Source organism: Microcoleus sp. BROC3, assembly GCF_036702515.1.
In the GTDB taxonomy this organism is placed as follows: domain Bacteria; phylum Cyanobacteriota; class Cyanobacteriia; order Cyanobacteriales; family Microcoleaceae; genus Microcoleus.
The window spans coordinates 52,751-74,827 of the sequence record NZ_JAUBTQ010000039.1 but is presented as its reverse complement, the minus strand read 5'-3'; the positions used below and the strand labels follow the sequence as shown (position 1 = coordinate 74,827).

Here is a 22,077-nt window from a genome sequence, read left to right as displayed (position 1 = left end):
CTTAGGACAATTCATCGACTTGACTGAAATTCTTCAAGGTTCTGACCTCAAGTTTACCATTACTATGCACTACTACCCTAGATTATTATCGTCTGTACACACGATAATACCAGCATGATTTGGTTGTTGAGTGTGCAAGCGAATGAAATGCCGACGATTTTGCCTCATAACCGCCCGATCGTTATTCACAGCAAAGGCTAATACTTCGGGGTCATCATCTCCGGCATTTCCTGCCTCTTGAATAGTCAGGGCATCGTGACCGAAATTTCGCAGCAATGCCACAACAGGAAACGGGAACTGTTCATCTGCATAGAGACGTGCCATAAATTATACTTCCTGCATCATTGCTGCTGCTTCTTCTCGGAGTGCTGTTTCAATTTCTTCGGAATTAGCCTCAGCATAAGTCCAGACATTTACTAAGTTTGCAGCATTCAACTGGGGATAAAATTGTAGAAGTTCAGCATCACTTGAACCTTGACGGCGCAAACTCACGAACAGCCAAACGGGAAGTCTAGTTTGGGCAATGCAAGCATCGCCGCCACACACGTCGGGAGTTTTAGTAATTCCTGGCCAGCTATTACTTAAACTTTGGGCTAACAGTCTTATGACTTCAGCTTTCTCAGTCGGAGTTAAGGCCAGGAGTTGTGTTTCTAGTTCTTCGAGGATCATGGGTAAAATCGCTTTTGCGATGCAGGAATACCCAATTATAACACTTGAGTTAAATTCATGCTTACTCCGCGTCAAATGTCAAGGCTTCTCCCCTCACATTTGTATCCAATTTACCATTCTCAAAAACAACTTTTCCTCCAACAACAGTCACAACTGGCCATCCAGTCAAACTCCAACCTTCAAAAGGACTCCAGCCGCACTTTGTCACCATTTCTTCTCGCAGCACAGGTCGATAATTATCCAAATCTACTAATACCAAATCGGCATCAAAACCCGGAGCAATCGCCCCTTTGTTGGGAATCTTATAAGCCTTAGCAACTGCCGCCGACATCCAATTAGCAACTTGTGCCACTGTACATCTTCCCTCTACTGCTTGCGTCAGCATCAAAGGCAAAGAAGTTTCGACTCCGGGCATTCCCGACGGCGTATTTGGATATTCTTGAGCTTTTTCTGCTAATGTGTGCGGCGCGTGATCGGTGGCGATAAAATCAATTACGCCGTCGAGTAAAGCTTGCCAAAGTATTTCGTTATCGCGGGGCTCGCGCAAAGGCGGATTCATCTGAGCTAAACTGCCAATTTTTTGATAGGCGCTGGTATTTAACAACAAATGCTGCGGCGTAACTTCTGCTGTCACCCAACTCGGTTTTTCCTGGCGCAACAACTCAGCTTCATCCCCAGTAGAAAGGTGCAGAATGTGCAGACGGCGCTGATATTTATTAGAAAGTTTTAAGGCTAGCTGAGTTGCTAACAAGGCTGCTTGATTGTCTTGAATTTGCGAGTGCACGGCTACATCGGAAATTCCGGCAAATTCCTGACGCCTCTGGTTGATTCTAGCTTGGTCTTCTGCGTGCACGGCAATTAGTCGATCGCCTGCTGCAAAAATCGCCTCTAAAGTTGCTTCTCCATCCACCAACAACTGCCCGTGCATCGAACCCATAAACACCTTAATTCCCGGAGTCGGATTCGCATTCAACAAATCCGGCAAATTCTCGGGCGTTGCACCAATAAAAAAGCCGTAGTTCACCAAACACTTCTCGGCAGCGCGACTTAGTTTATCATCTAAGGCAGCTTGGGTTGTGGTCAGAGGTCGCGTATTCGGCATTTCCAGAAACGATGTCACGCCGCCTTTAGCGCAAGCACAGCTAGCGGTAAATAAGTCTTCCTTGTGTTCTAAACCCGGTTCGCGGAAGTGTACCTGGGGATCAATTACTCCGGGTAACAGAGTTAAGCCGATCGCATCTATTTCTCGATCGCCCGATGCGGCTATTTCAGGAGCAACCCGAACAATTTTGCCATCGCAGATTTGCACGTCCCCTACCAAAAACTCGCCGTCGGGTAACAAAATGCGTGCGCGGCGGATTAACAAACTTGATGTGGTCGGCATAAGCTATAATTAAATGAGTGATGTGTGTGTGAGTCTATAAAAATTTTATCCTCAAAATAGGTCTGCTAATAGTAAGAAATATGAATGGGAGTTGCGCTCACCAACCCGGTTTATACAAAAAACAAGAAGTTGAGGACGATATATCTATGTAAGAAACCCGGTTTTTTATTGGGCAGGTTTGAAGTGACAGGCAGATTCCTGTAAAGCAACAAATATTTTTTTATGGGTAGGCATTCCTAGCGAGTCATAAAAAATTCTTCGCACACAAATCGAGGTTTTGGACTCGTCAATTAACAGGGCAAATGCAAAAACCCACCCTGCCGGCAAAGATTTTGCAGATTTCCTGAAAAAACTCGGAATTAAGTTTATAATTTGTATCCAGCCCAGTCACTTAATACTTATGACTCGTCTAGACAAGTCAGCCGACGAAAAACCATCGCAAGACACCGAAAATCCTTGGATAGAAGGAATTAAGACGATCGGCTTAGCAGCATTTTTGGCCTTTGGCATCCGCACCTTGGTTGCCGAAGCTCGCTACATTCCCACCGGCTCGATGCTTCCAACCTTACAAATTAACGATCGATTAATTATAGATAAGGTAAGCTATCGATTCCAAGATCCCCAGCGAGGAGATATTATCGTATTTATGCCTCCTGACCCGGCTAGTTTGTGCACGGGACAGCCGCCACCGATCAAAGATGCCTATATCAAGCGAGTTATCGGACTTCCAGGGGACACTGTGCAAGTCAAAGACGGAAAAGTTTTTATTAACAAGCAGCCGCTACAGGAAAAATATATTGAAGAAATTCCGCAGTATCCTTACGGGCCTGTAGTTGTAGCTCAAAATTCTTACTTGGTGCTCGGCGACAACCGCAACGCAAGCTGTGACAGCCATTATTGGGGCTTTGTGCCGAAGCAAAATATCATCGGTAGGGCAATTGTGCGTTTTTGGCCGCTCAACCGCACAGGTTCGATCGACCCCACACCCCTCTATCCCGCTAAAAATTAGCTCTAACGGAAGGAAGAATGAAGAAGGAAGAAGGCAAATGCAATAAGAGCAATAGTTTCGGCGATTAAGAACATCCTAATCGTCTTGCCGGTTGCTATACAAAACGCGAGGGATATTAGATCCCCGACTTCTTCAAGAAGCCGGGGATCTAAGCTGACTGGCTGGATCAATTCTAAAATCTAAAATCGCCTGACGTTTCGCGATCGAGAACTTTCACAACTTTGTTATACATCTCCTCAGCTTCTTGCTGCGAATTGCCAATACTGGTCACTCCCAATTTGCCAAACTCCGACAAACAACCCATTAAATGAAACACACTGCCCGTCTCTGTACCGCTGTCAAAGTGCAGTTGATTGTCAGCAATAATATCCATCAAATCGTTCGGTAATAATCCCCGATAGCGCTCTTTTTTCAAATTGTCCGAAGCGACATAATATTTTGGACGGCCCTGCAGGCTGTAAAATAATCCGGTAGTACGCTCGTACCGACCGTTTGTTAACAGCTTCAAAGCCATAAACGGATGAGTTGTGCCTCCTTTACGTAAGTTAATTTCTATTGCTTGAAGATCCCATTTCCCATCGGATTGCTTTACCGCGAGAAAATCTACTCCAAATCTCTCTAAAGCGCCTTTTTTAGCTAAGTTTTGCCCGACTTTCCATCCCAATTCTTGCAACGCCAGCCGGTAAGATTCGTCCGCAGGAAATCGGCAACCCAAGAAAATTTGACCGTCTGGGCCTCCTAAAATTTGGTCGTGGGTTGAGAGAATTTCTACTTCGCCGCTGGGGACAATTCTGCCTTGAACGCTGGGCGAGAACTTTTCTTCTCCTTCGATAAATGCTTCGGCAATTGCCCCTAATTCGGGAATGCGGCTGCTAAAATTTTCCCAGGTTTCGCCCGTTGCTTGAAATCGCAAATTATGGAAGTGATCGCCAATTGCCTTCGCTCTTTCTTGAGGCGCTTTACCTGCGAGGGACTTCAGATCTAAAATTGCATTTCCTTCCCCCGAAAAACCTTCATTTAACTTAATTACGATCCGTTGCAAATGCGGCTGCCGTGCCCACAAATCCGCCGCAGCTTCCGCTAAATCTTCCGCATTCCAAACCAACTCGGAACCGTCAGGATAAGGCACGCCACATTCTTTAAAAATTTGCCTGCTACCGCTTTTGGTTCCCCAGTATAACAGATCGGGATCGCTGGCCCACAAAGGAATTCCCAATTTAACAGATAACTCGCGTTCTAAGGGCGTCGAGTTATAACAAACCATATAGGATTTTGTCGGCCGCACTGCTTGACGAATGCGCTCCATTAAGCGGGGACGATCTAAAATTTTCTGGGTGAGGGATTTGGCAGAAGCATCGTAAGCACTGAATAGCACAAGCCGATCGCGCGCGTGAGAAAATGGAATTCCCGGCAGCAATTGCAGGTAATAATCCACAATCATCGGGTGCAAGGGCTCCGAGGTAATGTAAATTAAGCGCGTGCGGGGATTTCGCAGGCGAATCAATGAAAATAAATGCCGCTCTTCGTAGTGGTAAGCGCCCTCAATTTTCCGCATTTCTTGCTGATCTAAGCTGACAGAAGGAATGATAATAATGTCACAATCTCCGCTGTCGAATTCTTCTGTCGCTCCCCAACGTTCGCGTAATTCTGTCTGAAGATTGCGAAACTTCTGCGCGGATTCGGAAGATGAATTATTTAACTCTTGCATTGCTTTTTATCCTAAGTATTCAAATAATTATTGCTGATGATGTCTGGTGTATCAGCCCAGATAAGTACGGACACTGAACCGTGCCCATAGGTGTCAACTTAACGTCAAACCCAGCCAGAGAATGCTGTTTGACCATTAAATCTAGATCCCCCCTAGCCCCCCTTAAGAAGGGGGAAACCGGAAATGGATCAAAGTCCCCCTTCTTAAGGGGGATTTAGGGGGATCTAGACTTAGCGTAAAAACGAGATTTCTCAGGGGTTTCAGGCTTAAGTTGACACTCCTTGGGCAATGCCGTATCCCTACAGCGTCGGAGACGGCACGGTGCGGTATCCCTACAAAGGCTCGCGTACAATCTATCTGTATCGCTATCACTACTTTTGGGAATTGGTTTAAGAAGCTCGCCGCACTCTAAAAAATCTGGCATACTCCAATATCGGCTCCAAGCGGCGTTGATTTTGCTTGAGTGCCGAGCGCAATTTTTCCGAAGGGCGGAATACCACGGGAGCCGAATATTTGTTCAGCATCTCGATTTCTGGCGACTGGCTCATCAGGATCAAACGCACGTCTTTGTCGAGCAAATAACTCAGAGAAAGCAAATCTCCCATGTTCGTAAAATCGTTCCCGCGATCGCTAATTACAATTGTATCTTTAATCGATCGGTTAGCTATCGCCTCTTTGTTAATAATTTTCGCAACTTCAGCATTAAAATAGCTCAAGTCTTTGCTCCACCAAGTATCAGAAAAAGCGCTGACCGTACAGGATGCTATACTTGCTGTAAATACCAGGGCTAAAATGACTTGCCAAAACCGCTGCTGAGTTTTCAGGTAACAGGCGAGCAAGTAAGCAACTGCTAGCTGCACTCCCGGAAAGCAGGAAATCAGATAGCGGCTGACGGCGGAACGTTTGCCGCCTAGGATTAGATCCGGTAAAGCCAGGAGCAAAAAAGGTACAAAAATTGATGTTACAATAAACAGCCAAGTTGAACTGCTAGTCCGGCGGCAGATTTGGTAAAGGGCTGCCGCAATTAACAGCAAAAATGGCAATCTCAGCAGATAAGTCCAAATATTATCAAAGCCTAAGTCGAAATCAAAAAATAAGGCTGTAAAGCTGAGCGTCCACAATTTGACAAGATACAGCCAACCCGGAGATACTCGCGTCCAATCTGTCGTAGCTGATGCTCGTCCCAGGTTGGTCGCCAGCACGTAAATCCAGGGTATATACAATATTAAAGCTGCTGTTACTGCTAAGAAAAATTGGGAATTAGTGACGTGACCTGGCAATTTTGTTTTTTTCACAAACAACCAGTAAGTAATTATAAAAACTCCGTGTCCGATGAGTGTTAAACTGAAGAAAGGGTGAGTGTAGAAACCAAGGGCGATCGCCAGCGAGTAAAATACCCAATTTTTCCAACCCCGCAACCGCACTGCTCTCAGCAGCAGCCAACTGCTGCCAATAACTGTGGCTGTCAGCAAACTGTACTGCCTTGCTGTCTGAGCAAACAATATGTCAAAGGGAGATAAAGCCAAAAGTGCTGTTGCTAATAACGCAGCAAAATTCGAGGCGAAAAGTTCCTGAGCTAAAGCGTACATCAAAGGCAGCGACAGCAAACTCAATAGTGCTGGCAAAGTGCGGGATGCTGTTAGAGAACTGCCAAATTGCTGCATCCACCAACGAGCCATGAGAAAGTATAAAGGCGGATGCTGCGGGTCTTCTAGTGCTAAAGAACGAATTGTGTCTGCTTCTGTACTTCCCGGTTTAATCCGCTGATATTTTTGCAATTCTGATGCCGGAAAAATCCGGTTTTGGAATAGTTCGTCGTCGATTTCTTGGCGTGTGAAACCAGCGGCGCGGATTGATGTGTACGCTTCGTCGTGCCAGTACAGTTTGCGATCGATCTCAAAAAACCTAAATCCGATACCTAATAAAATACCGATCGCCAATAAGTTCATCAGCCAGCGGGAATTTTGGGTATTAACAAATGTGTCTTGATGTGTTGTAGATCCCATGCTTGTCCTAATTGTGGCGATTACTTGTTACCAGGCTCTGCCTGGTAACACAGATCCGGAGGCTCTGCTTTGAATGTAAGCTTTTCGAGGCAGAGCCTCTGGACATCGGTTCCCAGACAGAGCCTGGGAACCAGTTAAATATCTTCTACATCTTGGGCCTTGTGAAAGCTGGCTCAGGCTGAACCACCCCCAAAATCAAGAATCTTAAACCAAATCCCCGCAGAACCTCCAGAGCCAAAAAATAACTGCTAACATACGTGTTGTACAGTTAATCAACAAGCTCCGCAAGGGGTCTACCCGCGTACCGCAAATGGCAAAAAGCAAAGAGTCTATAAAAACTACAACAGAAAACTCAGAAAAGCAAAAAGCCCTAACTTCCGTACTTTCCCAAATCGAGCGCAGCTTTGGCAAAGGAGCGATCGTCCGATTGGGAGACTCGACTCGCATGAGGGTAGAAACCATTCCCACCGGAGCCCTGACACTGGACATTGCTTTGGGCGGCGGTTTGCCAAAAGGTCGAGTTATTGAAATTTACGGCCCGGAAAGTTCCGGTAAAACCACTCTAGCCCTCCACGCGATCGCGGAAGTCCAAAAATCCGGCGGTATCGCAGCCTTCGTCGATGCCGAACACGCCCTCGACCCCACCTACGCCTCAGCTTTGGGCGTGGATATTGAAAATCTCTTAGTTTCCCAGCCGGATACCGGCGAAATGGCCCTGGAAATTGTCGATCAACTCGTGCGTTCCGTCGCCGTCGATATCGTAGTAATTGACTCCGTAGCCGCCCTCGTGCCCCGCGCCGAAATCGAAGGCGACATGGGCGACTCCCACATGGGTTTGCAAGCGCGCTTGATGAGTCAAGCTTTGCGGAAAATCACCGGCAACATCGGCAAATCTGGCTGTACCGTCATTTTCCTCAACCAATTGCGGCAGAAAATCGGCATAACTTACGGCAACCCGGAAACAACAACCGGCGGTAACGCACTCAAGTTCTACGCCAGCGTGCGGCTTGACATTCGCCGCATTCAAAGCTTGAAAAAAGGTACAGAAGAATACGGCAACCGCACGAAAGTTAAAGTTGCTAAAAATAAAGTTGCTCCGCCTTTCCGTATTGCCGAATTTGACATTGTATTTGGCAAAGGCATTTCTACTTTAGGCTGTCTGACTGACTTGGCCGACGAAATGGGAGTAATTATGAAAAAAGGTTCTTGGTATAGCTACAACGGAGAGAACATAGCTCAAGGACGAGACAAAGTGATCCAGCACATGGAGAAAAACATCGATTTCAAAAATGAAATTGAGGAGCTAGTTAAAAAGAAACTTGAGACTGGTGCTGTGGTTTCTGCTAATTCTGTTGCCCCTGTTGACAATGAGGATGAGGATGCAGAAGATCTAGACAATGTAGAAGATCTAGATAATGTAGAAGATGTAGAGGATTTGGAAGAAATCTAAATCTTTTAGTCAATAAATGCGATACCTGTTAGAGCCCCGACTTTTTAAAGAAGTCTGGGCTCTGTTTATTCTGTTTTTTTAATATCTAGGAGTAAAGCATTGGAGAGAATACAAAGAACCCCGACTTCTTCGATGAAGTCGGGGTTCTAAAATAAGAGTATTTCACCACATTGTTTAATGTTGAGGAGTTTGGTGCAAGGAAATCTCTAAAACTTCTATCTGCTGGTTGAGAGTAGCAGAGCGCTTCTGAGCATATTTGTCGTGCAGAAAAATAGTTAAGCCCACACCCACTGGCAACACAAAATAGATAAATCCCAGCAACATCTGAGCAATTTCTTCTTGCGCTGCTGCATCGAATTGAGGGGCAGCAGTAGGTTGACTTGTCCTGCTGTTGACTGGCTGCTGATTGGATTGCTCGATCGCCTGTGCTTTTACTTGCGGTTGAGCTTCCTGGGCGATCGCCCCAGAAGCAGTTCCCAAGCATCCAGCCACTGCTACACATACTGTCAGAAAACTAAAAAGTCTTGATTTAACGTTTAATCCGTTGTTCATGGCACTGGTTGAGTGGCGATCGCCTTGCTGAGTTTCTCTTTCGGTTAAGCGTACAAGCATTTTTACTTACCCGTTATTAAAATAAATTTAATTTCTGTATTCAAATATACTGTTTTTTTTATTTGAACGCAATAAGTATTTATTACTAAAACTAGGTTTAAATGCACTATCTGCATTAATTCGATGCGCGAGTTGGGGTTTTGATCACAAACAGTAACTTTGTATACAATTTTTCCTCTGGACATCCACTTGAATTGGAACGCAACATAAAAGCGCGATCGTAAATAAACCGTTACCCCAAAAAGTTAGAAAGTCAACTCGAAATTAATAATCTGTATTATTTATTAGGACAAGTTATATATGCTTCAAGGGCTTTTATCGTTCAGAGGGCCTTTTCGGATTCTGAACCTGAGTTGGTTTGCTTTTTTCTTAACTTTCGTAGTGTGGTTCAACTACGCACCATTCAGCACAACGGTGCAGCACGATTTGGGACTGACAGTTGGGCAAGCCAGAATCATCAGTCTGTCCAACCTAGCTTTCGCAATTCCTGCACGTATTATTATCGGGATGTTGCTCGATCGCTTCGGGCCTCGCATCACCTTCTCTTCACTCCTTGTGTATGCAGCATTTCCTACACTGGCATTCGCCTTTGCCCAAAACTTCAATCAGTTGGTTTTGAGCCGTTTGGCAATGGGAATTGTCGGTGCTGGATTCGTGGTTGGTATTCGCTTAGTTGCCGAATGGTTTCCCCCAAAAGATATCGGCTTCGCTCAAGGTATCTACGGCGGCTGGGGCAACTTTGGCTCTTTTGCCGCAGAAGCAGCGTTACCGGCGATCGCAGCAGGAACAGCTTTTCTCTCAGTCGGACACACAAATTGGCGGCTGGCGATCGCCCTTACTGGAATTGCCACAGCAGTTTTCGGAGTCATTTTTTACTGCAACGTTCAAGACACTCCTCCCGGCAAAGTCTATCAGCGCCCGGCCCGCAACGGCGCAATGGAAGTCACCAGCGCCAAAAGCTTTTGGGCACTGTCGATGACCAATATTCCTCTATTTGGTGCCTTAGCTTTGATTGTGTGGCGCTTGCAGAAAGCAAATTTTCTGACTGCAAATGTGATGTACGCTATTTGGATTAGTTTGACAGCACTGTATTTAATTCAAGCTTACAAAGCCTGGGAAGTTAACCGAGAAGTTGTCACCGGTCAAAAACATTACCCACCTCAAGAACGCTATCAAATCAGTCAAGTATTCGTATTAGAATTAGCTTATGCAGTCAGCTTTGGTTCAGAGCTCGCTGTGGTTTCCATGTTACCGGAATTTTTTGAACACACCTTCAATCTAAATCATGCGATCGCCGGGCCGATAGCTGCTAGCTATCCCCTGATGAACTTGGTCAGCCGTCCAGCCGGAGGCTTAATTTCTGATAAAATCGGCAGCCGGAAGTGGACGCTGACAGTGATGACCGGCGGAGTGGGATTGGGGTATTTAATTATGAGCCAAATTACGGCAAACTGGCATTTAGCAATTGTGATTATCGTGACCATGTTATGTGCCTTCTTTGTCTTCGCCGCAGCAGGCGCAACTTTTGGCATCGCCTCCTTAATTAAACGAGAAGTAACTGGTCAAATTGCCGGCAATATCGGTGCTTACGGCAGTGTCGGATCTGTAATTTATGCCACCCTTTATAGCTTTCTGCCCCAAACAGTGGCAGGCAACCGCAGCTTCTTTGAGGTACTCGGAATTGCTGCTGTAATTGTGTGCTTCCTTTGTGTTTTTATCCTGAAGGAACCGAAGGTTATTGAAAGCAAAGATTTGGCAGAAGAAGCTATGCTGCTGGGCCACTAAATGGCAAATCAGGTTTTAAGTACAACAACTTAAAACAACAGAACACCCAGCAGGCGGACTTCTTTATTTAAGAAGTTTGGCTTTGAGATGAGCAGCAGTTTATTTATCACTTTTGTCACTTACTGTGGCAAAGAAATTGGCTGAATGTATTGAGAATTAGCGCGCACATAACAGCCATTTGTTGTCAGCAGCCAGGGTTGACCTTTCTCAATTTTAATTGCATTTGTTCCCCTGAGTTCACCGAAAATTTTATCTTTGTTAGCGCTGTAAACTTGTTTAATTGCTCCGTTTGGCGTCTGGCGACAGTTGAGTTTTCCATCCCGTGACGTGATTCGCCACAATGGCCAAGTTCCAGATCCAGCAGTTTCAGTCAACCAAGTATTAGCATTGCTAGCAGTATAGTCGCCACTTGCATTAGGACGCGGTAAAGCTTCGACTAAATTTACTTTAACTGTCTTGCCCACAGAAGGACAATTTTCTCCTGCTTTCACCTTCCAAGTAACTTCCGCTCCCAATTGGCTGCTCCTTCCAGCTTGACGCGTGACAATGGTAATATCTCCAGAACAAACAATTTTTTTGCCAGGGCCACTCGCACTGTCTTTGAAAGTTCCGTTGTAATAGTAAGAGCCTGCTGCTCCTTCGGAACGGGTAATTTTAACATTGCCCAAAAATTCCCGATTGCCTACTTTGGTCAAGTAAAAACTGCTGCGATTGTTCCCTTTTTCTGACAGGTTTAAAGTAGTTTGACCGTTGGGATCAACATAAGTGGTAGCGCTAGCAGCACGGCACCAAATTAATGACAAAACTCCTGCATAAAACCAAATATTAAGTCGTTTCATGGCCATACCTTTTAGGAAATTATACTTTATTATACCTAGTATCCAAATACTTCACCAGTCGCTCCAATTAGTGACACTCATTTGAGCGACTGCGCACTCGTCTGACCCTGGGCGCGGAGCATCCCCGGCATCAACTCTGCATAACTTCATCTTACTTCAGGTCCCTTCAACTCTCTTCACTTGCTAGCACCCGCATCGCTTGGTTTACACGGTTCAACTTCTGACTCATTGCAGGTTCCAATAATGAGCCGCAGAATAAATTTATATACGTAAGTAAGGGAGTTCCAATCACCGCTAAATACTGTGGATTTTACGGTTACTTCCCGGTGGGTCAAGTTGCGGTAACTAACACTAGCCCGATTTTGACAACTGGCAGATTTCACCTCTGAGGCTATTTGTAAAGAAATGTAAAAGCTCCTGAAAGCCAATTGCTGTGACAGAAAGTACGATTTCTAAGCTGAGTCCGTAAAAAAAATCGTATTGATTCAGCGAAAAATGAACTTGAAAAACACGAATTAAATTTGCTAGAAACTTAAATCATTGTTGGAGGAAGAATAAATCATGGCGGACGGTCAATTAGAAGTTATATTAAAGATGGCTCGAACAATTAATCCTCAAATTGAGAGCGATCGACATTTTGAAATAGACTTGGAAAAATTGCGCCAACTGCCAGCAGGAACATTAGGGTGCGAAGTGGCGCGATTTTTAGACGAACAAGGCTTTGAGCCGATCGCATCGGGAGACTGGATTCAGCGAAACCACGACGTTTGGCACGTGCTGACCGGTCTTTCAGCTTCAACAGAAGATGAATTGGTACTTCAAGCGTTTACTCGCGCTCAAGTATTTCGTCCTTCCTGTGCGATTTTAGTGTTAGTTGGACTGATCGGCGGCAAATGCGCGATCGGACAAATTATCAAAGGCTTAAAACACGGAAAACTAGCCACTCGGCTAATAGACTGGGACGTTGCATCTGATTGGGAAACTCCTTTATCTCAAGTTCGAGAAAAACTCGGAATTCAACCCTTAATTGATTAGATTTTAACTCGTTACCTCCTTGCAAAAGTATGCAAAGCACAAGTTACAAACCGGAAATTAGCCTGAGTCCACGGGAAAGAGCGATCGCGCAATTAGTAGCCCAAGGCCTGCCAAACAAATGTATTGCCAAAAATTTAAATATCAGTCACTGGACGGTTGCTACTTACGTGAGGCGGATTTTTATCAAACTCGGTGTTTGTTCCAGAAGTGCGATGATTGCACTGCTGATCCAAGAAAATTTGCTCTGGGACTAATAAATAAGTAGGGTGCGTCAGCTAGCTTGAATTCTCTGGTAATCCAGAAACTCTAGGCACGACGCACCCTAAAAAAAACCTATCCCTAGACAGATGAAAACCCGGTTTAGCTGTAAAACCGGGTTTTCATTTGCAATGTTTAAAACCTTCTATGCCAAAGCCACAGAACGAGAAGAATTTCTTAGAAAACTCAGCAATTCTCGATTCACCGTTTGCGGCGCTTCCTGCTGAATCCAGTGGCCGCAGTGAGGAACTAATTTCAACTTAAACGGAGCAGTAATTAATCTGTCTAAACCTTCTACAAGTTTGTGGCTCAAAAACGCATCTTCTTCTCCCCAAAGCACCAACGTAGGCACTGTCACAGGTTCTAATTTCTGCCCCAAATTCCAAAGCCTCTGCGGATGAAACATCTGCCGGTAATAATTGATAGCGGCAGCTAATACTCCCGGCTTTTCTAAAGCAGTCTGATAAATCTTAGTTTCCTCAGCGCTAAAAGATCCTTTGCGAACAGCTTGTCCTTGAAAAACATTGTGTACAAAATCTTTCAAGTTTTGCCGGATCAACCATTCGGGAATGCCGGGAACCTGAAACGCCAAAACGTACCAACTGCGGCGGATTTGATCTAAATTGCTCGCCATTTCCTGCACGAACCGCTGCGGGTGCGGAGCGTTTAAAATTGCCAAGCGGTTGAGTTGTTCGGGGAATTTTTGAGCTAAGTGCCACGCAATCGCCCCTCCCCAATCATGACCTACAACGTGAGCTTTTGTATAACCGAGGCTCGCAATCAAACCGCGAATATCCGCGCTCAGCGTATCTAAATCATAGCCGCTTTCCGGCTTGTCGGAATCGTTGTAGCCCCGCAAATCCGGCACCACAACCTTGAAATGACGCGCTAAAGCAGGAATTTGATGACGCCAAGAGTACCAAAACTCTGGAAACCCATGCAGGAGGAGAACAAGCTCGCCTTCTCCTTGAGAAACGCAGTGCAGGCGGATGTTATTGGTTTCGACAAAAATGTGTTGCTGTTCGGAATCGAAAGAATTCATAGTTGGAAAGTTAGACTTATTTTCGGGAAGTACAGAACCCGCCGACTGGTAGCAGGCTAAAACGGCCCAATGGTGTTAATTTTTCTACTTTTATTGTAGCTGCTTTTCGATCCCCGTCGCTGCAATCTAATGAAACTTAAAACTTGTAGGGTTGTTGGGTGTCCGGTTTTTTAGGCGTAACTACTGAACGCACGTTTTTTACCTTAAATGTATTGTTTTAACAGCGGCGCAGGCGATTCAATAATAGCACAATTTCGTCCGTTGCCGATCGCATTTTTGCAGCCGATAGGTCAGATTGATTGACGATAATGCTAAACACCAACGGCTCGTAATTCGGAACTTCGATATATCCCGACAGCGCCGAAACTCCGCTCAAAGTTCCTGTTTTTGCTTGCAAAATTACGCGGTTTGGTGTATTATTGAAGCGATTTTTCAAAGTGCCGTTCTCGCCAGCGATCGGCAGTGACTGGCGGTAAATAGATGCAGCAGGTGAGTTTGCCATAAATCTCAAAGTTTGCACCAAGGCTTCTGGAGTAATTAAATTGTGCCGAGACAAGCCGGAACCGTCGGCTAATATGTAGCTGTTTGGATTTACTCCTAATTGAGTTAAAACTGCCTTTAGCTCTTTCAAACCGCTTTCACCTGTATCATCTTGCGGCAGAGGCATCTTGTCTGTAACTTTTCCCAACAATCTCAATAAAACTTCTGCATAAAGATTGTTGCTTTCGCGATTAGTTTCTCTCACCAATTCCGCCAGCGGCGGCGATTCAACGGTCGCTAATTCTTGATTTAAATTGCGAGAAGCCGAGGCAACTAAAGCTTGTTTAACAGGAATCCCCTCAGCCACCAGGGCTTGTTGAAAATACTGCAAAAAATTATTAGCGGGGTTGACAACTGCGACATAAGCTGATTCAGGTTCGCCACCAACTTTCAACTGTCCGCTCACTCGAATTATAGGTCGATCGAACTCCCGGCCAACTTCAATAAACTCAGATTCGTTTTGAGCGACGGTAACAGTATTGTTCTGAAGTTGCCACTGATTTGCCAGCTTTGGTTCGGCAAAAGTAACTTTCAGAGGTTGCCCGATCGCCTGTGGGGACAAGAGAAGGTCGATCGCATTTTGATTGAAAATTAAACTGTTAATCGGCGCTCCGTAGCCAGCTTGCGCGTCTTCCCATTCCCAATTCGGATTGACTGCACTGCCTTGAAAATAGCTGTCATCGCCAATCAACTCGTTAACTTGACTGATTCCCCGCTGCTTCAACTGCTGCGCCAAGGATTTCAACTGAGGCTCAGCAATGCTCGGATCTCCCCTGCCGGCAACGTACAAACTTCCATTTTCGCCGCTGTAAACCGAAGTCTTAATCCGAAAATCTGCACCGAGTTTCTGCAAAGCAGCGGCTGTAGTTAGCAGCTTGGCATTTGATGCTGGAATAAAATATTTTTGGGCGTCGCGGCTGTAGAGAGTAGTAGTAGAAGATAGAGGTTGAATCAAAATGCCCCAGCGCGATCGGCTAAATTCGGGACGGTTGGCGATCGCATCTACTTGTGCCCCCAATTCCCCAGGACAAATATCCCCAGCAACCGCCGGCGTTTGAGCGACTACCGCCGGAGTGCGCCCCAATACTAGCATTAACAAACTAACTGCAATTCCTTTGATTTTCAAAGCGCAATTTCCATAACAATAACTATTAAAATTAGCCCTTGTAGGGACACGGCAATGCCGTGTCCCTACGGGGATCGCTCGGTGTACTTCATAAACTTGCAATCTGCTGTAATAACTATTCAAATTAGATGCGCGAGAGCTGGGAATTGGCACTTCCATCAAGTCAAAACTAATAATAATAACGCATATGAATTCTCGGATTGAACAGCGCCTCTACAGGTTTTCCCCCTTTCAGGTGCTGTTCCACAATCAACGGCACATCACTCGGTTTAACTCGACAATACCAAATTTCGTCAGGGGTAACTCGTACAGTCGGGCCAGTGTTGCACTGTCCCTGACAGCTACTGGCCTCAACTGTTACCCCTGCAACTTGTTGAGCTTCAAAAGCAGCTAGCACTGCTGCTGAACCGTTTTTCAGGCAAGATTGATACTGGCAAACCAATACACAGCGCGGTTCTGGTTGGGAGTCTGGTTCTGAGGTTGGAGATTCTGGCATCGCTAAGGATTTATCGGCTGTTTAATATATCTTAACTATCTTGCCAGCCCGATCGCCCGCCGGAGGGAGGCAAAGGGCAGAATTTTACAGTGCGATCGAAAAAAATAGCAAAATTATGGCACTCAAAATTTTTCCTTCCTTCTACCTTCTAACGAATCCCTTCAGCAGAGCTGCCTTTCTTCAGTCTGTGCCGCCGTTTCCCGATATGATCGATTTAGAGCAACAACTCAATCAACCGCCAATCATGCCAAAAACAGTAGCCGATGTAATGAGCCGCGAGCCGATTTTGGCGCGACCCGAAATGCCCTTGAACCAAGCGATTAAAATTTTAGCCGATCGACGCATTAGCGGTCTTCCCGTCGTAGATGAGAATGACTTGTTGGTAGGAGTCATCTCCGAAACCGACTTGATGTGGCGCGAAACCGGCGTAACTCCGCCCGCTTACATCATGGTGCTCGACAGCGTGATTTATTTGGAAAATCCATCTCGTTACGAGCGAGACCTCCACAAGGCTTTAGGACAAACAGTAGGAGAAGCGATGAGTAAAGAACCAGTTACCATCGGGCCCGACAAATCTGTCCAAGAAGCTGCCAAACTGATGCACGATCGCAGTATCCACCGATTGCCGGTGGTCGATACTGCGGGCAAAGTAATCGGCATCCTCACTAGGGGAGATATTATCCGATCGATGGCTGCAGAATCTTAATTAACGGTTGCAGTTCCAGGACTGTATCAGAAAATGAGTCGATCGCTCCTTAAATCTCGCTCGCTTTTGGCAATTACCAATTACCAAATCTAAAATCTAAAATCTAAAATCTAAAATCCGATGAGCATTACCCCTGAGTCTGTCGAACAATTGCTGAATTCCGAGGATTTTGGCGAAAGACTGCGAGCAGTCAACCAACTGCGGCAACTAGAACCCGCGATTGCTTATAAACTGATTCAAAGCGCGATCGGCGACAAAAACGTCCGCGTTCGCTACGCAGCAGTCAGCCAGATATCAACCCTCGGCACGCAGAATCTGCCGAATGCTTTAGAGGTACTGCTCGACAGCCTGCACAACGACCCCGAACCCGACGTGCAAGCAGCAGCAGCCGATGCTTTGGGCGCATTGAAATTAACCGATGCTTTAGAAGATTTGCAGCAAGTTTATAGCAGTACCTCTGAATGGCTGGTACAACTGAGCATCGTTGCTGCTTTGGGAGAAATGGGAGATCCCAAAGCCTTTCCCATGTTAGAAAATGCCCTGACTTCTGAAAACGAATTGATCCAAACCATTGCCATCAGCGCATTAGGTGAATTGGGAGATCGACGGGCGCTGCCGCTGCTGCTTCCCTACGCTTCCAATGCAGATTGGCAGATCCGTTACAGAGTAGCCCAAGCTCTCGGGCGGTTGGGCGGTACAGAAGCAGAGGCGGCTTTGGAAATTCTCGCCAAAGATGAGGTTGAACAAGTTGCTCAGGAGGCTAAAGCCGGACAACAAAATAGTTTGAAATCTTGAGATTGCTTTGGCGATCGCGAACAAGCCTGCGCGGTTGTGAATTTTGAATTCATTTAGAATTTTTTGTGCGGATTCTAGTAACAACTCCGTTCGCGATCGCACATAGAATTCAGAAACCCGGTTTCTTCCTATATTGCTCGTTTTTGTCTGCAAAACTCCTAGAAACCGGGTTTCTAGCCAGCCAGCGGGCTGTGCAGCGTAAACCATACTAAACTAATCAGGAAAAATCTAAAATCTAAAATCTAAAATCTAAAATCTAAAATTGTATTGATGCCACTGGCGATCGCGAATTTCCGAGAAACTCTCCTCAAAGTCGATCGCACTCTTCTCAATCCAAACCTGAGTCTGTCTCTTGACATCCCCACTTTGACAAAAGCTATAATTAAAATAAATACAGTAGCGGCAGGGATTAACACAATTATTGAATTGTACCCAACCAGCTAGCGATCGGGGAAACTATCGTTAAGACGGTAAGCCATCTACCAGCAAAACCAAGTCTTAAAACTCTCGATCATCCCCATGCTTGAACAACTACAAAATTCCGGTTCTCAGTCCTCGGACATTTTAACAGGAGAGCGATCGGCCTCTCAAGTCGCACCAGATCCAACCAATCAAAACTTTATTTATAGAGTTTTAGAACTTACCAACATAGAACGCGGCAAATTGAGTTTATCCCCGCTAACCTTAAATACTCAGTTACTAAATGCGGCGGAAAATCACAGCCAAAATATGGCACTGCAAGACTTCTTTTCGCATACCGGGAAAGATGGTTCGTCATTAGCAAGTCGGGTGACTGCAACGGGCTATAAATTTGCGGATGGAGCTGCAGCGGAAAATATTGGTGTAGGATATTCTACACCTGAAGAAGTCATAGAAGGGTGGATCGACAGTCCCGGCCACCGTGCCAATATCCTTAACCCCAATCTCAAAGAAATTGGCATCGGTTACTATTTCTTAGCCAACGATACTGGCACAGAAAATTGGAATCACTATTGGACGCAAGTTTTTGCGACTTCTATTGACGGTAGCGTCAATCCCGCACCCACACCAACTCCCACACCAACTCCCACACCGACTCCCACACCGACTCCCAACACGTTGGTATCGATTATTTCGCCAATACCCAATGCTACAGGGGACGGCAGCCCGACGACAGCACCCAAAAATACAGCCAGCGGCGGCAATTATTTCCTATCAGATAGTGCCGATACTCAAATACCGACAAATGCTGCGGGATTGCCAATTTTTGCCCTTTCCGGCAAAGATAATATCATTGGGGGAGAAGGTGCTGATAGCATTAATGGAATGCAAGGTGCGGATACAATTAATGGCGCAGGTGGCAATGACAGCTTGTCGGGCGGCAAAGAATCGGATTCAATTGATGGCGGTATTGGCAATGATTTTATCAGCGGCAACAACGATAACGATCGGCTAATCGGATCTGACGGTAACGATACTATTCGCGGCGGCAAAGAAGATGATATCTTGATTGGCGGTAACGGCGACGATTTGTTGGCGGGCGATCGCGGGCAAGATATTCTGACGGGCGGTGCTGGAAATGATACGTTTATCTTAGCAGGAGGTTTGTCTGCGGCGGCTACTTTAATTAGTGCAGATGTGATTACCGATTTTGCGATCGGGGATAAAATTGGTTTGACGGACGGTATCGGATTTGCAAATTTGACTTTTGAAGCTGTGAGTTTGCAGTTGGATGGAGGCGCAAGCATCGCTTCTACGGCGATTAAGTCTGGCAGTAATTATTTGGGAATCGTGCAGGGTGTAAGTCAAAGTCAGCTTACATCTTCTGTTTTTGTCAACGCCTAAAAAACAGCATACCCAGATTCCCGACTTCTTGGAGAAGTCAGGAATCTAAAAACGAGAGCGCTTTACGATCGCACTCCCAGTGAAAGCCAATGGTGCAGCTTAAAAGTGGCTGGCAATAGGGATAGATGCTTCCTCAGACTGAAACGAGTCTTTTAGCAGTTTGGCGATCGTGTCAGCGTTAGCAGGGCGACTGAAGTAAAACCCTTGACCTTCATCGCAGCCTCGCGCTTGCAGGTAATCACGCTGCTCCTTGGTTTCAATGCCTTCTGCGGTGATCGTTAATCGCAGACTTTTTGCCAGAGCAATGATGGCATCAGTAATGGTGGCGCTGTCCGGGTTAGACAGTACATCTCGGACAAACGACCGATCGATCTTGAGCATATTAACCGGAAACCGTTGCAGGTAGTTGAGGGAAGAATAACCCGTGCCAAAGTCGTCTAGGGCGAGGGACACGCCAAGTTCTCGCAGTTGCATTAAGATTTTGACCGATCGCTCAATGTCAGTCATCAAGGCAGTTTCAGTCACTTCCAGTTCTAAATACGCAGCTTCTAGTTCCGTCTGGGCCAAAATTTGGCGAACCATCTCAACCAGATTCGCCTGCTCAAATTGTCGAGCCGACAGATTCACCGAAATCCGCAGCGCTGGCAGCCCAGTCAGTTGCCAGCTACGGGTTTGAGCGCAAGCCGTTCGCAAGATCCATTCACCAATGGGCACGATCTCGCCATTTGCTTCGGCGATCGGAATAAATTTTGCCGGAGAGACCAAACCCTCTGTAGAATGCTGCCAGCGAACCAGCGCCTCCGTTGCTGTCACCTGTCCGCTGTCGAGGTCGATCAGCGGTTGATAGTAAACCAGTAGTTCGTTACGCTCCAGCGCTCCGCGCAGGCTATTTTCTAGGGTCAGTCGCTCCTGTAACTGAACGTTCATTTCGGGTGAATAAAACTGATAGTGACTCCGCCCTTGCTGGTTTGCCTGATGAAGTGCGAAGTGAGCTTGCTGAAGAAGTTGCTCTGCAGAATTGGTATTTTCTAAATGGTTCAATGTAATGCCAAGACTGGCGGTGAGGTGGATCGGTTGGCCCTCTACAGAGAAAGGTTTTGCTAGCGTACTCAGCAGCAGTTGGGATAGCTTGACCACACTCTCCAGCGAGGGGAGTTCGCTGCGAGCGATCGCAAACTCACCGTCGCCCAAACGCGCCAAGACATCTGACCGATCCATGCACTGTACCACCCGCTGGGAAACGGCTCTAATTAGTAAGTCCCATATCCCAGGCTCCAACGAATGGCGCATCCCCGTGAAATCGTCGATACCCAATACCAGAACTGCTACCAAGGGTGAGTGATTTTGAGATCGGGTTTGATTCAGGCGATCGCAGAATAAGTCACGATTGGGCAATCCAGTCAGTTCATCGTAGTGGGTAATGTAATGAATCAATTCATCTAGTTTGTAAAGCGTTTGTGAGGAATTTGCCATCAGCGTACCGACTTCATCAGCAAACTCTGTGGGTAAGTTCGGCAATGTTCTTGTATCGAGGTAGTTTTGTAGAGCCTCCGAGGTTAAGATTACCGGCAGAAGGAGGTAGCGCAGCGTATAAAGCGTTGCTGCCGTACCCGCTAATGTCGCCAGCAGAGCAACCAGCAGAACCCCGACTGATGTCTCTACAGAGTAAGCGTTTGAGGTAAGAAACCAAACCATTAAGGTTAGCAAAGGAACGTGCGTGCCTAAAAATGCAACCAGCATAATTTTGGCAGTGTAGCTTTTCTTCAGCCAGGGGAGATACGCCAAGAATGAGTATAGGTTAAGGTTATGTTTTGGTTGCATAGGACTCGGTTTGAAATTTCAAAGTGGGTAGAGTATCCAGCAGTCTCGTACTAGGTGCGTTGGCTTCAGAAACGGCTTTTTTAACTAAGGAGCGATCGCCTTAGATTTGACAGATCTTTTACAAATCGATCGACAATACCTGGCCGCGATCGCTTGTCTGATAAAATATCCAAGCAATTGCCAAAAAATAAGTATATATACTTACCCTAATCGCCTTTCTCAAAAACGTCAATGATCCGCGCCAAAAATCACCGAAATTGACTTTTTTGAAAGCTCCCAATTAGATCGACCTTCAGCTTTTAGTCCGCTACTGATAACTAATGACTAAATTACTAAAAGGGTAACTATGAAAAAAGTAGCCGTGTTTGGCAATGCTGGAGGCGGTAAATCAACTCTCAGCAAGAGATTATCGGAAATCACTGGTTTGCCACTTTACATCTTGGATAAGATTCAATATCAATCTGGGGGCGCTGAGGTGAACTATGAAGAATACAAGCATACCCATGAGAAAATTCTGGCGACCGATCGATGGATTATTGACGGGTTTGGTTGCAGGGAAACCCTCTGGCTGCGACTCAATGAAGCGGATAGTCTGGTTTTTGTCGATTTACCGCTATACGTGCATTTTTGGTGGGTGACTAAACGGCTGATTTCAGGTAGCTTTATACCGCCAGAAGGCTGGCCTGAAAACAGTCCGATATTGAAGAGTTCAATTAATAGTTACCGCGCTCTTTGGTTGTGTCACAAGTATTTGACTCCCAGATATCGCGAGTATGTCGATCGCGCTCAAAATACCAAAAGTGTTTATCACATCAGATCCACTGAAGAGATTTCACAATTTTTTGACTCGATAGTGTTAATGACAGTTGACAGTTGACTGCTGTTATTTGTTAGCTGCTACCAATAACCAATAATATCATGTCCGATCGACTGACCGCGATACCTTCGTCGGGGCGGGTTTACCGCATCTGT

The 22,077-nt window shown here is 45.9% G+C and carries 21 protein-coding genes; 10 read left to right on the top strand and 11 right to left on the bottom strand.

What is annotated here, in order from left to right; translation table 11 throughout:
- Positions 1-72: 72 nt before the first annotated feature.
- From QUB30_RS22920 to QUB30_RS22910, 3 genes are all read right to left on the bottom strand, one after another.
- Positions 73-324: a DUF5615 family PIN-like protein gene (locus tag QUB30_RS22920; protein ID WP_445300532.1), complete on the bottom strand. Its 252-nt coding sequence runs from the start codon at positions 322-324 to the stop codon at positions 73-75.
- 3 nt (positions 325-327) lie between these two features.
- Complete coding sequence (locus tag QUB30_RS22915; RefSeq protein ID WP_333337945.1) at positions 328-669, bottom strand: DUF433 domain-containing protein; 342 nt, start codon at positions 667-669, stop codon at positions 328-330.
- A gap of 61 nt (positions 670-730) precedes the next feature.
- Positions 731-2,053 (bottom strand): dihydroorotase, encoded by a 1,323-nt coding sequence (locus QUB30_RS22910; RefSeq protein WP_333337942.1) that lies wholly within the window; start codon positions 2,051-2,053, stop codon positions 731-733.
- A gap of 400 nt (positions 2,054-2,453) precedes the next feature.
- On the opposite strand from QUB30_RS22910, the gene lepB reads away from it, so the two are divergent.
- Positions 2,454-3,062 carry a signal peptidase I gene (gene lepB / locus QUB30_RS22905; protein ID WP_333337939.1) on the top strand — a complete coding sequence of 203 codons (609 nt, stop codon included), beginning with the start codon at positions 2,454-2,456 and terminating at the stop codon, positions 3,060-3,062.
- 172 nt (positions 3,063-3,234) lie between these two features.
- On the opposite strand, the gene QUB30_RS22900 is transcribed toward lepB, so the two are convergent.
- Both QUB30_RS22900 and QUB30_RS22895 read right to left on the bottom strand, forming a co-directional pair.
- Entirely contained in the window at positions 3,235-4,770 is a 1,536-nt protein-coding gene (locus QUB30_RS22900) for a peptide ligase PGM1-related protein (protein ID WP_333337936.1), read from the bottom strand.
- A gap of 389 nt (positions 4,771-5,159) precedes the next feature.
- Positions 5,160-6,776: a glycosyltransferase family 39 protein gene (locus QUB30_RS22895; protein WP_333337933.1), complete on the bottom strand. Its 1,617-nt coding sequence runs from the start codon at positions 6,774-6,776 to the stop codon at positions 5,160-5,162.
- A gap of 310 nt (positions 6,777-7,086) precedes the next feature.
- Here QUB30_RS22895 and recA point away from each other — a divergent pair, with 310 nt between their 5' ends.
- A complete protein-coding gene (gene recA, locus QUB30_RS22890; RefSeq protein ID WP_333337930.1) occupies positions 7,087-8,226 on the top strand; it encodes a recombinase RecA in 1,140 nt (379 codons plus the stop codon).
- Between the two features lie 174 nt (positions 8,227-8,400).
- Here recA and QUB30_RS22885 read toward each other — a convergent pair whose 3' ends face one another.
- Positions 8,401-8,838, bottom strand: a complete 438-nt coding sequence (locus tag QUB30_RS22885) for a hypothetical protein (RefSeq protein ID WP_333337927.1) — start codon at positions 8,836-8,838, stop codon at positions 8,401-8,403.
- Positions 8,839-9,138: 300 nt separating this feature from the next.
- On the opposite strand from QUB30_RS22885, the gene QUB30_RS22880 reads away from it, so the two are divergent.
- Positions 9,139-10,623 (top strand): NarK family nitrate/nitrite MFS transporter, encoded by a 1,485-nt coding sequence (locus QUB30_RS22880; RefSeq protein WP_333337925.1) that lies wholly within the window; start codon positions 9,139-9,141, stop codon positions 10,621-10,623.
- Between the two features lie 119 nt (positions 10,624-10,742).
- Here the strand turns inward: QUB30_RS22880 and QUB30_RS22875 are convergent, their stop codons facing one another.
- Positions 10,743-11,462 carry a hypothetical protein gene (locus tag QUB30_RS22875; protein WP_333337922.1) on the bottom strand — a complete coding sequence of 240 codons (720 nt, stop codon included), beginning with the start codon at positions 11,460-11,462 and terminating at the stop codon, positions 10,743-10,745.
- 561 nt (positions 11,463-12,023) lie between these two features.
- Here QUB30_RS22875 and QUB30_RS22870 point away from each other — a divergent pair.
- Positions 12,024-12,497, top strand: coding sequence for a Coq4 family protein (locus QUB30_RS22870; protein ID WP_333337918.1), 474 nt, complete (start codon positions 12,024-12,026; stop codon positions 12,495-12,497).
- A 29-nt stretch (positions 12,498-12,526) separates the two neighbouring features.
- On the top strand, positions 12,527-12,751 hold the full coding sequence (locus tag QUB30_RS22865) for a helix-turn-helix transcriptional regulator (protein ID WP_333337915.1): 225 nt from the start codon (positions 12,527-12,529) through the stop codon (positions 12,749-12,751).
- Between the two features lie 149 nt (positions 12,752-12,900).
- On the opposite strand, the gene QUB30_RS22860 is transcribed toward QUB30_RS22865, so the two are convergent.
- From QUB30_RS22860 to QUB30_RS22850, 3 genes are all read right to left on the bottom strand, one after another.
- On the bottom strand, positions 12,901-13,797 hold the full coding sequence (locus QUB30_RS22860; protein WP_333063306.1) for an alpha/beta hydrolase: 897 nt from the start codon (positions 13,795-13,797) through the stop codon (positions 12,901-12,903).
- Between the two features lie 217 nt (positions 13,798-14,014).
- Positions 14,015-15,457, bottom strand: a complete 1,443-nt coding sequence (dacB, locus tag QUB30_RS22855; RefSeq protein WP_333337952.1) for a D-alanyl-D-alanine carboxypeptidase/D-alanyl-D-alanine endopeptidase — start codon at positions 15,455-15,457, stop codon at positions 14,015-14,017.
- A gap of 175 nt (positions 15,458-15,632) precedes the next feature.
- Positions 15,633-15,959, bottom strand: a complete 327-nt coding sequence (locus QUB30_RS22850; protein WP_333337912.1) for a (2Fe-2S) ferredoxin domain-containing protein — start codon at positions 15,957-15,959, stop codon at positions 15,633-15,635.
- Between the two features lie 244 nt (positions 15,960-16,203).
- Between QUB30_RS22850 and QUB30_RS22845 the strand changes: the two genes are divergently transcribed.
- The 4 genes from QUB30_RS22845 (at position 16,204) to QUB30_RS22830 (ending at position 19,284) form a co-directional block, all read left to right on the top strand.
- Positions 16,204-16,665 (top strand): CBS domain-containing protein, encoded by a 462-nt coding sequence (locus tag QUB30_RS22845; RefSeq protein WP_333337950.1) that lies wholly within the window; start codon positions 16,204-16,206, stop codon positions 16,663-16,665.
- A gap of 120 nt (positions 16,666-16,785) precedes the next feature.
- A complete protein-coding gene (gene nblB, locus QUB30_RS22840; protein ID WP_333337909.1) occupies positions 16,786-17,460 on the top strand; it encodes a phycobilisome degradation protein NblB in 675 nt (224 codons plus the stop codon).
- Between the two features lie 270 nt (positions 17,461-17,730).
- The gene (locus QUB30_RS22835) at positions 17,731-17,904 is read left to right on the top strand and encodes a hypothetical protein (RefSeq protein WP_333337906.1); all 174 of its coding nucleotides are present in this window, start codon (positions 17,731-17,733) and stop codon (positions 17,902-17,904) included.
- 75 nt (positions 17,905-17,979) lie between these two features.
- Entirely contained in the window at positions 17,980-19,284 is a 1,305-nt protein-coding gene (locus QUB30_RS22830; RefSeq protein ID WP_333337904.1) for a CAP domain-containing protein, read from the top strand.
- Positions 19,285-19,383: 99 nt separating this feature from the next.
- Here the strand turns inward: QUB30_RS22830 and QUB30_RS22825 are convergent, their stop codons facing one another.
- Positions 19,384-21,024, bottom strand: coding sequence for a bifunctional diguanylate cyclase/phosphodiesterase (locus tag QUB30_RS22825; protein ID WP_333337899.1), 1,641 nt, complete (start codon positions 21,022-21,024; stop codon positions 19,384-19,386).
- A 427-nt stretch (positions 21,025-21,451) separates the two neighbouring features.
- Between QUB30_RS22825 and QUB30_RS22820 the strand changes: the two genes are divergently transcribed.
- Positions 21,452-21,982, top strand: coding sequence for an adenylate kinase (locus tag QUB30_RS22820; protein WP_333337897.1), 531 nt, complete (start codon positions 21,452-21,454; stop codon positions 21,980-21,982).
- Positions 21,983-22,077 lie beyond the last annotated feature (95 nt).